Annotated in this window: 13 protein-coding genes; 3 read left to right on the top strand and 10 right to left on the bottom strand. The window is 71.0% G+C overall.

The window, feature by feature from the left end; translation table 11 throughout:
* Positions 1-91: 91 nt before the first annotated feature.
* The 4 genes from AC5WRT_RS02545 to AC5WRT_RS02530 form a co-directional block, all read right to left on the bottom strand.
* On the bottom strand, positions 92-337 hold the full coding sequence (locus AC5WRT_RS02545) for a hypothetical protein (protein ID WP_496091974.1): 246 nt from the start codon (positions 335-337) through the stop codon (positions 92-94).
* Positions 338-365: 28 nt separating this feature from the next.
* Positions 366-1,358, bottom strand: a complete 993-nt coding sequence (locus tag AC5WRT_RS02540) for a S1C family serine protease (RefSeq protein WP_496091973.1) — start codon at positions 1,356-1,358, stop codon at positions 366-368.
* A 145-nt stretch (positions 1,359-1,503) separates the two neighbouring features.
* A complete protein-coding gene (locus AC5WRT_RS02535) occupies positions 1,504-2,529 on the bottom strand; it encodes a LacI family DNA-binding transcriptional regulator (protein WP_496091972.1) in 1,026 nt (341 codons plus the stop codon).
* Positions 2,530-2,655: 126 nt separating this feature from the next.
* Entirely contained in the window at positions 2,656-3,435 is a 780-nt protein-coding gene (locus AC5WRT_RS02530; protein ID WP_496091971.1) for a response regulator transcription factor, read from the bottom strand.
* A gap of 178 nt (positions 3,436-3,613) precedes the next feature.
* Between AC5WRT_RS02530 and AC5WRT_RS02525 the strand changes: the two genes are divergently transcribed.
* Genes AC5WRT_RS02525 through AC5WRT_RS02515 form a run of 3 tightly spaced genes read left to right on the top strand, consistent with a single transcriptional unit; the run spans position 3,614 to position 5,934 of the window.
* Positions 3,614-4,474: an alpha/beta hydrolase gene (locus AC5WRT_RS02525; RefSeq protein WP_496091970.1), complete on the top strand. Its 861-nt coding sequence runs from the start codon at positions 3,614-3,616 to the stop codon at positions 4,472-4,474.
* Between the two features lie 46 nt (positions 4,475-4,520).
* Complete coding sequence (locus AC5WRT_RS02520; protein WP_496091969.1) at positions 4,521-4,775, top strand: MoaD/ThiS family protein; 255 nt, start codon at positions 4,521-4,523, stop codon at positions 4,773-4,775.
* 4 nt (positions 4,776-4,779) lie between these two features.
* Positions 4,780-5,934 (top strand): hypothetical protein, encoded by a 1,155-nt coding sequence (locus AC5WRT_RS02515; RefSeq protein WP_496091968.1) that lies wholly within the window; start codon positions 4,780-4,782, stop codon positions 5,932-5,934.
* 191 nt (positions 5,935-6,125) lie between these two features.
* On the opposite strand, the gene AC5WRT_RS02510 is transcribed toward AC5WRT_RS02515, so the two are convergent.
* The 6 genes from AC5WRT_RS02510 to AC5WRT_RS02485 form a co-directional block, all read right to left on the bottom strand.
* Complete coding sequence (locus AC5WRT_RS02510; RefSeq protein WP_496091967.1) at positions 6,126-6,731, bottom strand: hypothetical protein; 606 nt, start codon at positions 6,729-6,731, stop codon at positions 6,126-6,128.
* Positions 6,732-7,688: 957 nt separating this feature from the next.
* Complete coding sequence (locus tag AC5WRT_RS02505) at positions 7,689-8,339, bottom strand: hypothetical protein (protein ID WP_496091966.1); 651 nt, start codon at positions 8,337-8,339, stop codon at positions 7,689-7,691.
* 389 nt (positions 8,340-8,728) lie between these two features.
* Positions 8,729-9,019: a DUF1416 domain-containing protein gene (locus tag AC5WRT_RS02500; protein ID WP_004000115.1), complete on the bottom strand. Its 291-nt coding sequence runs from the start codon at positions 9,017-9,019 to the stop codon at positions 8,729-8,731.
* Between the two features lie 33 nt (positions 9,020-9,052).
* A complete protein-coding gene (locus AC5WRT_RS02495; protein ID WP_496091965.1) occupies positions 9,053-9,898 on the bottom strand; it encodes a sulfurtransferase in 846 nt (281 codons plus the stop codon).
* A 130-nt stretch (positions 9,899-10,028) separates the two neighbouring features.
* The gene (locus AC5WRT_RS02490; RefSeq protein WP_350310325.1) at positions 10,029-10,109 is read right to left on the bottom strand and encodes a putative leader peptide; all 81 of its coding nucleotides are present in this window, start codon (positions 10,107-10,109) and stop codon (positions 10,029-10,031) included.
* Between the two features lie 217 nt (positions 10,110-10,326).
* The gene (locus AC5WRT_RS02485) at positions 10,327-11,070 is read right to left on the bottom strand and encodes an LmeA family phospholipid-binding protein (RefSeq protein ID WP_496099882.1); all 744 of its coding nucleotides are present in this window, start codon (positions 11,068-11,070) and stop codon (positions 10,327-10,329) included.
* Positions 11,071-11,151 lie beyond the last annotated feature (81 nt).

Raw genomic sequence — 11,151 nt, 5'->3', positions numbered from 1 at the left:
GTGTACGGGTCTTCACGGTCTCTTCGCTGTCTCTCAGCGTGCCACGGCCGGCGGGCCGCAGGCACAGAGCCGCGAGGCGCGCCCCCGCGGGTCAGGCGAGGGCCGGGACCGCGGTCAGGCGGTGCAGCAGCACCTTGCGGCGGTGGGTCCGGAGAGGGCCGGTGTGCAGACCCATCAGCTCGGGCACCGGTGCGGCGGCCACCTCCGGCGCGCGTGGCACCGACTCGGGCCTGCGGGGCGCCGGGATGGGGATGTGCAGGTGGAGGGCGACCGCGAGGGCGAGGACGACGTCGGTGGGACCGTGGTCGGCGATCTGGTGCGAAACCTTGGTGATCATGACGTTCTCCCTGCTGACCGTGCGTGTGTTAGCTGTTGTTGCCCGCCCGCAGCCTGGCCAGGTCGGACTTGACGGTGTCGATGGGGATGGCGAAGCCGAGGCCGATGCTGCCGGCGTCCGAGGACGACGAGGACTGCTGGCTGGAGGAGTACATCGCGGAGTTGATCCCGATGACGTTGCCGTTCGCGTCGATCAGCGCGCCCCCGGAGTTGCCGGGGTTCAGCGAGGCGTCGGTCTGTATCGCCTTGTACGTCGTCGTGGACGAGCCGGTGTCGCCGTTGAACTGACGGCCGCCGAACTGGAACGGCCACTGGCCGTCGCCGCCCTGGTCCTGGCTCTCGTCGGTGGAGACGGTCACGTCCCGGTTGAGGGCGGAGACGATACCGCTGGTGACGGTGCCGGTCAGACCCTCGGGGGAGCCGATCGCGACGACCGAGTCACCGACCTGCACGCTCGAGGAGCTGCCCAGGGACGCGGGCTTGAGGCCCGAGGCGCCGCGCAGCTTGAGCAGCGCCAGGTCCTTGGAGCTGTCGGTGCCGACGACGTCGGCGGTGTAGCGCCTGCCGTCGCTGGTACGCACCTTGATCGACTGCGCGCCGGCCACGACGTGGTTGTTGGTGACGATCTCGCCGTTCGACGTGATGATCACGCCGGAGCCGGTGGAGGAGCCGTTGCCGAGCGTCGCGTTGATCTCGACCACGCTGGGGCTGACGGCCGCGGCGATCGCGGCGACGTCACCGCGCTTGCTCGACGGCACCACGTGGGTGGTCGTACCGGTGGAGGCGACCGTGTCCTTGCCGGTCAGCTCCTGGAACCCGTAGGCCGTGGCGCCGCCGACCGCGGCGGCGACGATCGCGACGGCCGCGAGGAGGGCCACCGGGCCCCGGTTCCGCCTGCGCCCGTGCGGAGCGGGATCGAAGGCCGTCGGCGGCTCGTGCGGCGGCGGGGGCGGCCACTCCGGGTTCACGGGAGCGGCATGGCTCTGCTGCTGCGGGGTGTACCCACCCTGGCTCTCGGTCATGACACAAGCCTCCCCTGTGACCATGAGAGCTTCCTGAGTGCCCGCTGAGAAGCCCGGCAGAAGCTCGTTTGCCCGAAATAAAGGCGCTTCCCGTGGCCCGGACCGGGCTCTCACCCGGCGTTCAGAACGCCTGGTCGGAGCCGGGTCAGCCGGTGCAGCCGCAGCTCGTGCGCACCACGAGCCGGGACGGGAACGTCTTCAGCCGCTCCCGGCGTGAGCCCGCCACCCGCAGCCCGTCGTCCAGGACCAGGTCGACCGCGGCCCGGGCCATCGCCGAGCGGTCCGAGGCGACCGTGGTCAGCGGCGGGTCGGCCAGCGCCGCCTCCTTGATGTCGTCGAACCCGGCCACCCCCAGCTCGCCGGGCACGTCGATGCGCAGCTCGCGCGCGGCCCGCAGCAGGCCGATCGCCTGGTCGTCGGTGGAGCAGAAGATCGCCGGGGGCCGTTCGGGACCGGAGAGGATCTCCAGGGCGATGCGATAGGCGTCGTAGCGGTTGTACGGCGCCTCGAACAGCCGGCCCTCGGTGGGCAGGCCCGCCTCGGCCATGGCCCGCTTCCAGCCCTCGACGTGGTCGGAGACCGGGTCGCCGACGGCCGGCGTCTCGGCGGTGCCGCCCATACAGGCGACATAGTCGTAGCCGTGCTCCAGCAGGTGGCGTACGGCGAGCTGGGCGCCGCCGAGGTCGTCCGTGACCACGGCGACGTCGTCGATGGCCTCGGGGCGCTCGTGCAGCAGTACCACCCGGGCGTCCCAGGCGTCGATCTCGGCGGCGGCGAGGTCGTTCAGCGCGTGGCTGACGAGGATCAGGCCGGAGACGCGCATGCCGAGGAAGGCGCGCAGATAGTGGACCTCGCGTTCGCCGATGTAGTCGGTGTTGCCGACCAGGACCATCTTTCCGCGCTCGGAGGCGGCCTGCTCGACCGCGTGCGCCATCTCGCCGAAGAAGGGCTGGCGGGCGTCCGGGATGATCAGGCCTATCAGGTCGGTGCGCCGCGAGGCCATCGCCTGGGCGACCCGGTCGGGGCGGTACCCCAGTTCCTTGATCGCGGCGAGGACACGCTCGCGCGTGGCCGGGGCGACCGGCCGGGGTCCGTTGTTGATGACATAACTGACGACGGCGGTGGAGGTTCCAGCCAGCCGTGCCACGTCATCGCGAGTCACCTTGGCCACGCGCGGAGTCTACGCGGATTGACCCGCTCTGGGCAGGGCGTATCACTGCTTGGATGTGCGGAAGCAATGCCCGGCCGGACGGGTGTCCATGCCTTGTCGGGGAAACGCGCGGAAATCCCGGGGGAATCATGCCTCCGCGTGGACCTCGGCACCGTCACGGTCGGGCGAAGTGTCCGTGTTCTCCGTCTTCGCCCGGTCCGCCCTGGCCTTGGCCTCCTCGCCGGACCGGTCGGTCTTCTCCGGTGTAACGAATCGATAACCGACGTTCCGGACCGTGCCGATCAGCGACTCGTGCTCCGGGCCGAGCTTGGCGCGCAGCCGCCGTACGTGCACGTCGACCGTCCGGGTGCCGCCGAAGTAGTCGTACCCCCACACCTCCTGCAGCAGCTGGGCGCGGGTGAAGACGCGGCCCGGGTGCTGGGCGAGGTATTTGAGCAGCTCGAACTCCTTGAAGGTCAGGTCCAGGACCCGGCCCTTGAGCTTGGCGCTGTAGGTCGCCTCGTCCACGGAGAGGTCGCCGTTGCGGATCTCCATCGGGGAGTCGTCGTTCACGAGCTGCTGGCGGCCCATGGCGAGCCTCAGCCGCGCCTCCACCTCCGCCGGGCCGGCGGTGTCGAGGAGCACGTCGTCGATGCCCCAGTCGGCGGTGACGGCGGCGAGACCGCCCTCCGTGACGACGAGGATCAGCGGACAGCCGGGGCCGGTGGACCGCAGCAGCTGGCACAGGCTGCGCACCTGGGGCAGATCGCGGCGGCCGTCGACGAGGACGACGTCGGCGCCGGGCGTGTCGACGAGCGCGGGGCCCTCCGCCGGGGCCACCCGCACGTTGTGCAGCAGCAGGCCGAGAGCGGGCAGCACCTCCGTGGACGGCTGGAGGGCGTTGGTCAGGAGCAGCAGAGAACTCATACGTCTGGTTCCTCCTCGGTCCCTGCGAGCCTGTGCGGACGGGCACTGCGCTGCGATCCCGAAGGCCCCGTACACCGGCGGTCACCTGAGGTTTCCCGCTTCGTATACAACGCTTCCGAAAGCACAAAAGGACCCGGGGGCTGCGCTGCCCGAGTCCTCTGCCAGCAGAATAGCCCACATGAGCAACGGTCCGGCAGGTCATATGGCACGTTCCACCGTTCGTCCGAATTCCGAGACAGGCGGACAGGGCCCTATCCGGACGTTTCTGCGCACCGCCGACGGGATTTCGGTCGAATCCGTATACGATCCGGGCGCTGTCGTATACGAAAGTGCCGAAAACTCTTCGGACGCAGGCCGTTCCGCCTCCCGCGACCTGGTGTTCGTCGTCGCCCACGGGTTCACCGGGGACGTGGACCGCCCGCACGTGCGCCGGGTGGCGGGCGTGCTGCGCGGGTACGGCGCCGTCGTCACCTTCTCCTTCCGCGGCCACGGGCGCTCCGGGGGCCGTTCCACGGTCGGCGACAAGGAGGTCCTCGACCTCGCCGCCGCCGTGGAGTGGGCAAGCGGGCTCGGACACACGCGCGTGGTGACCGTCGGCTTCTCCATGGGCGGCTCGGTCGTCCTGCGGCATGCGGCCCTGTACCCCGGGACGGTGGACGCGGTGGTCTCGGTCAGCGCCCCGGCCCGCTGGTACTACCGGGGCACGGCTCCCATGCGCCGGCTGCACTGGCTGGTCACCCGCCCCGAGGGACGCCTGGTCGGCCGCTACGGCCTGCGCACCCGCATCCACCACCGGGACTGGGACCCGGTGCCGCTGTCCCCGGCCGAGGCGGTGCCGCGGATCGCCCCGGCCCCGCTGCTGATCGTGCACGGCGACCGGGACGGCTACTTCCCCCTCGACCATCCCCGGATGCTCGCCGAGGCGGCCGGTGACCAGGGCGAACTGTGGGTGGAGCCGGGCATGGGGCACGCCGAGCACGCGGCGGACGACGGCCTGCTGGGTCGGATCGGGGAATGGGCGGCGGCCAGGGCGGGCTAGCCTGACAGCACTCTTATTTCTTTCTTGCTGTCGATCGAGGAACGAGATGCCCAAGGTCACGGTGCGCTACTGGGCCGCCGCGAAGGCCGCCGCCCGGGTCGCCGAGGAGCCGTACGAGGCGGACACGCTCGCCGGCGCGCTGGCCGCCGTGCGCGCGCGACACCCCGGTGAACTCACGCGCGTGCTGCAGCGCTGCTCGTTCCTCGTCGACGGAGACCCCGTCGGGACCCGCGCGCATGAGACGGTACGGCTGGCCGAGGGCGGCACGGTCGAGGTGCTCCCGCCGTTCGCAGGAGGATGAGGCGATGAGCGACCAGCCGTATCAGGGCGGCCAGCCGTACCAGGGCGGCCCGTACGAGGGCTACGACCCGCATCAGCAGCAGTACCCGCATCAGCAGCAGTACCCGCAGTGGTCCGGGCAGGAGCACCAGCAGCAGTCCTACGACCCGCAGCTCACCCAGCAGTGGCAGGGCCGGACCTGGGAGACGCAGACGCACGCGCCGGTGCGGACGCCCGTACCGCCGGCGGAGACGGCGTACCTGCCGCCCGGGCAGCAGCAGCCGTACGAGGGGCAGTACCAGCAGCAGTACGCGGTGCCCTCCACGCCGGAACCGCAGCCCGCACCCACGTTCACGCCCGCACCGCAGGCCGTGGCCGAGCCCGGGCCCGCCTACGGGCCCGCCACCCTCGCCGGGAACTCCCGGGTCACCGATGCGCAGCGGGCCCGGCTGGAGGGCCGTTCGCCGATCATCGAGCCCGGCATGCAGCCGGCACTCCTGACCGCGGTGCTGGGCCTGCTGCTGGCCGTGACGGCGCCGATCGCGTCGTACGCGCTCCTCGTGCCGCTCGTGGTGCTCCAGGGTGTGACCGCGGCGGGCTGGTTCCGTCTGAACGGCATGTGGCCGGCCCGGCAGGGCATCGCGCTGGCGTTCCTGGGTGGACTGACAGCCGACGCGGCGGTCCTGGTCACCGGCCGCGACCACGCTCCCGCGGCCATCCTCGGGCCGCTCGGCGTCTGGGTCGTGCTGTCCCTGGTCCTGCAGCTGCGCTCGCACGCCTCGCCGGACGAGCGGATGTACGGCCTGATGGCGACGGTCGTCTCGGCGGCGCTGTCGGTCCTGGCCACCGGGTATCTGGGCGCCGGCGCCCACGCGGTGTCCGTGGGCGCGGCGGCGGTGGCGGTGGCGGTCCTGGCACGGGCCCTTCCCCTGCCGACCCCGGCGTCCGTCGTGGTGTCCCTGCTCGCGGCGGCCGGTGCGGGAATCGCGGCCGGGGGGATGACCGGGCTGGGTGCGAAGGGCGCGCTGCTGGGTGCGGCGGCCGGCGTCTGCGCCCTGATCGGGCACCGGGTCGCGAGCTACGACTACCCGTCCCGCTTCGTCCACTTCACGGCCGGCGTGGCGCTGCCGCTGTCGGCGGCGGCGCCGGTGGTATGGGTGCTGGGACGGGCGCTCGGCTGAGTCGTTTCCTTCGGGCCGCGCCCGGGGCGACTCGGTCGGCGGGTGTCCGGAGGCCGGGCGAGTACGGTGGCGTCGTGCGCCCGGGTCCACCGGGCGCGCGCCGCGCGTGTCTTTACCGGACAATGAAACAAGCCGGATCCCCGGCCCGATTCCGGCGGGCCGGGGATCCTTGTCATGCGGCGGGCTGTGGATCAGTTCCAGCCGCCGTCGCCGCCGCCCCAGCCGTCGCCGCCCCAGCCGCCGTCGCCGCGGCCGCCACGGCCCCAGTCGCCGTCGTGGTCGCAGACCACGCGGAAGCTGCCGATCACGCCGCCCCTGACCCTGATGCCGCGCGTCGGGTGGACGAACACGCCGTCGCTCTGGCTGTGGGGGCCGACGATGGCGACGGGGGCGCCGTTGTCGCACACCGCTCCACGGAAGACCTCGACGCGCTGGTGGCTGTCGTTGCGGATGTTCAGGCTCCGGGCGCCCAGGCCACTGATCACGGTGATGCAGTCGCCCGGGTGGGCCGAGTAGGACCGCTCGTTGACCTCGATCCGGCCCTCGTAGCCGCGGAAGAAGCCTCCACGGCCGCCGCCCCCGTGGCCCTCGTTGCCCTTGCCCTCGTTGCCCTTGCCGTTGTTGTTGCCGTTGTTGTTGTTGCTGGCACCGCCGTCGAAAGGCGCGACAGCCGCCGGAGCAGCGGCCGGGGCCGCCTCGGGCGCGGACGCGGCCGCAGCGTAGGTGACACCGGTCGCGGCCAGAGCCGCGGCAGCCGCCGCAGCGGCGGTGACAGCGGTGGAACGAGAGATCTTCATGGTGCTTCTCCAGTCTCTGAGACTCGCCGACTCGTCGGCCGGTCGTGAGGAACGTATTGACCGAACGCCGCCGCTGTCACGCCTGAAATGACCTGAGCCTCATTTTTTGTAGGCCAATCGAATGATATTCAGTGCTTGTTCGCCATTTGGCGCTCGCTGGCATGGTGTCAATTCGCCCTGAAAAAAGGGCAGTTGTCAGGCGCTAGCCCTTTTGGATGATCTTATGACTATTGGCCACCCTGGTGGCAAGCGTGTCGTTGCCGCCGCAACGGGGCGGGTCGCGCTAAGGCCTGTCCGACAATCCGCGTCGTCGCCCGAAGGGCGGCTGCGCGGCGAGCGCGCGTGCATGGCGTCGCGCGACGGACGGGAATTGTCGGACAGGCCCTGGGGACGGTCGGCCGGGCATGCCGAAGGGCCGCGCCCCGCGGGCGTCCGGCGGGGCATGCGAAGGGCCGCACCCCGTGGGCGTCCGGCCCCAGGGACACGGCCCTTCGACGGCTCCTGAACGGTCCTTCGGCCGGCACCCTGCCGCTGCCGCTGCCGCTGCCGCTGCCGCTGCCGCTGCCGCTGCCGCTGCCGCTGCACGGCCCGGTCGGCCCGGTCGGCCGTCAGGGCCCGCGAGGAGGGCCTCAGCCGGGCGTGTGGGCCCCTCTCCGCCGCGAAGACCTTCCAGGTCCGTCGTGGCGCATGAAAAGGGCCGAGGGCGCGGTTCACGCACCCTCGGCCGTCGTGGCCCGTCACCGGCCACCCGCCGCCGCGGTTCACCGGCGCCATGGACCGTCGCCAGTTCGCTGCCGTCGCGTCACTCTCCTTCCCCGCGACGCTCCTTGGCCCGCTCCCCGCCCCGGCCCTGTCCTTGTCCGGCTCGACCGGGAGGCAGGTCGGAGCGCCGGACGTGCCGGAGCCCCGGCCCTATTCCGGCGGGCCGGGGCTCCATGTCATGCAAGGGGCTGTGGATTACCTTCCACCGTTGCCGCCGTCGCCGCCGCCCCAGCCGCCGTCGCCGCCGCCCCAGCCGCCGTCGCCGCCGCCCCAGCCGCCGCCCCAGCCGCCGTCGCCACCCCAGTCGCCGCCGTGGCGCCCGACCACGCGGAAGCTGCCGATGACGCCGTCCCGGACGCGGATGCCCGGCGTGCAGTGGACGCGCACGCCGTCGCTCTGGCTGTGGGGGCCGACGATGGCGACGGGAGCGCCGTTGTCGCAGACCGCCCCGCGGAACACCTCGACGACCCGGTGACTGTCGTTGCGGATGTTCAGCGTCCGGGCGCCCAGGCCGCTGACCACGGTGATGCAGTCGCCCGGGTGGGCCGAGTAGGACCGCTCGTTGATCTGGACCCGGCCCTCGTAGCCGCGGAAGAAGCCTCCACGGCCGCCGCCCCCGTGGCCCTCGTTGCCCTTGCCGTTGTTGTAGTTGCCGTTGTTGTTGTCCCCGCCGGAGCCGCCGAGCGGTGCGGCAGCGGGAGCGGCCGCCTCCGGCGCATGGGCGACGACGGCCGGGGCCGCCGCCTCCGGTGCCGAGGCGGCCGACGCGTAGGTGACGCCCGTCGCGGCCAGAGCCGCGGCAGCCGCCGCGGCGGCGGTGAGGGCGGTGGAGCGAGAGATCTTCATGGTGCTTCTCCAGTCTCTGAGACACCGACACGTTGGCCGGTCGCTTGGAACGTATTCGGCGACCGACACGGCTGTCATGTCGGAAAAGTTCGGAGACTGGGTTTTTGTGGGCCGATCGAGGGATTTGTGTCTTATGTTCTCCACACATCCCTCGCCGGGCAGCCATCAACTTCACGCTGGCGAAGGAGAATTGACACACCACTAGACCCTTTGGATGATCTTATGACAAATCGCTACCCCGCGAACGAGCGTGTCGATGCTGGCGCACAGAGGCGGGACGCGCTAGGAACGGCCGGCCGGACATGCCGAAGGGCCGCACCCCGCCGGCGTCCAACCCCAGGGGTGCGGCCCTTCGACCGTCACTGTGCCGCTGCTGCGCGCGGGCCCGCTCAGACCGCGATGGCGACCTCGGCCAACGCGCCCTTCTCCGCCACGACGACCGTGCGGTCCGCCGTGGCGCCCGGCACCAGGGCGCGCACGGTCCACGTGCCCTCGGCCGCGTAGAACCGGAACTGGCCGGTCGCCGAGGTGGGCACCTCGGCCGTGAACTCGCCGGTCGAGTCCAGGAGGCGGACGTAGCCCGTCACCGGCTCGCCGTCGCGGGTCACCTGACCCTGGATCGTGGTCTCACCGGGCTTGATCGTCGAGGCGTCCGGGCCGCCGGCCTTCGCTCCGCACATGCTTTTTCTCCAGAGGGGTCGCTGAGGGGTCGCTTACTTGCCGGCGCCGAGCTCGATCGGCACGCCGACGAGGGAGCCGTACTCGGTCCAGGAGCCGTCGTAGTTCTTGACGTTCTCCACGCCGAGCAGCTCGTGCAGCACGAACCAGGTCAGGGCCGAACGCTCACCGATGCGGCAGTAGGCGATCGTGTCCTTGCCGAGGTCCACGTTCTCCTCGACGTAGAGGGCGTTCAGCTCCTCGTCCGACTTGAAGGTGCCGTCGTCGTTGGCGTTCTTCGACCACGGGATGTTCTTGGCACTCGGGACGTGACCCGGGCGCTGCGACTGCTCCTGCGGCAGGTGGGCCGGGGCGAGCAGCTTGCCGGAGAACTCGTCGGGGGAGCGGACGTCGACCAGGTTCTGCGAGCCGATGGCCGCCACGACGTCGTCACGGAAGGCGCGGATCGAGGTGTCCTGCGGCTTGGCCGTGTACTCGGTCTTCGGCCGCTCGGGGACCTCGTCGCCCGGGACCAGCTCGCGGGCGTCCAGCTCCCACTTCTTGCGGCCGCCGTCCAGGAGCTTGACGTTCTCGTGGCCGTACAGCTTGAAGTACCAGTAGGCGTACGAGGCGAACCAGTTGTTGTTGCCGCCGTAGAGGACCACCGTGTGGTCGTTGGCGATGCCCTTCTCCGACAGGAGCTTCTCGAAGCCCTCCTGGTCGACGAAGTCGCGGCGGACCGGGTCCTGGAGGTCCTTGGTCCAGTCGATGCGGATCGCGTTCTTGATGTGGTTCTTGTCGTAGGCGGACGTGTCCTCGTCCACCTCGACGATGGCGATGGCCGGGTCGTCCAGGTGCTCCTGCAGCCAGTCGGCGTCGACCAGGACGTCGGTGCGGCTCATGCTCTTTCTCCTCCGGGGCAGTTGCGGCGGGGCGTGCGGGTAGACAGGGGGCGCGTCCGGGAATGCCGGGCGGCGCACGGGTGCCCTTCCAGCAGGGCAGGGCTGAGATGCGGAAGTCGGGGACTTTCGCTCAGAAGGTGCGACAGAGCATGGCGGCCACGCGGCACAGGTCCACTGCCCGCCGCTTCGTGAGGTCCGCCTGTCGCTTCATGGGAGCGATCGTAGGGACGTCCGGGCGGGCGTGTCACCGGTGTGTCGTATTCCGAGACACGATCGTCCGTATAGTGGGACGAGGTGACCATCCCGAGCGTCGGCGGACCGTCGGCGGGCGTTCGTGGGGTGACCGGATCTACCGTACGGACATGACCGTCTCGCCAGTCGGACGCAAGCGGTCCACACCGGTCCCTCCGCCCGGCCCGCCCCTTCCTCTACCCTGCCAGCTTGACGTCCGAACCCTTCACGCTGACCTGCACACCGTCCTGCGCCGCCCGCACCGAGTCCAGCCTGATCCCGCCGGGAAGGTGGTCGATGGCCTGCTGGAAGTCGGTGATGTTGCGGATGCGGTTCTCGGCCAGGGAGATGGCGGCCAGCTTCGGCAGGGAGTCGGCGTGCACCTCGACCTTGTTGTTCACCACGGTCACGGAGCTGAGCACGGACACCGTACGGTCGACCGGGACGGTGAGGAGCCTGCCGATCACGCGCACCGCGACCTTGATCTTGCCGTTGCCGCCGTCGGAGAGGCCCACGACCTTGGCGGTGATCCCCGGGGTCACCTCGGTCGGCTGCGACTTGGCGGTCCTCAGCAGCTCGGCGTAGGAGATGGTCGCGGTGCCGGTGGCGCTGGTCGCGGTGGCGGAGCTGTAGTCGCCGGAGAAGGAGACGCCCTTCATGTCGGCCTGCAGGTCGTCGATCCGGATCGTCTGGCCGGCGGTGCCGGTCGCGGCCTCGTAGTCCTTGATCCCGACCTGGACGTCGTCCAGCGACCCGCCCGCGACCTGGGTGAGGAACGGGAACCCCTTGATGTTCACGTCAGGCGTCGAGGCCAGGCTCTCGGTCGACTTCAGCTTGGCCGCGGCCTCCCCCTCCGCGAAGTGCACGGCCACCCGGTCCGCGATCACGAACAGCCCGCCCAGGATCACGACGAGGATCAGGAGTATTCGCAGGGCGCGCATGTGGTCTTCCCCCGGGAGAGAGCGGTGTACGGCTACGTCACGGTAACTCCACGGGTGCGGGTCGGGCGGCGATTGTCGATC

It is taken from the genome of Streptomyces sp. NTD91 (genome assembly GCF_059510455.1).
Note: the sequence above shows the minus strand (reverse complement) of the source record. Positions and strands in the feature narration are given on the sequence as shown.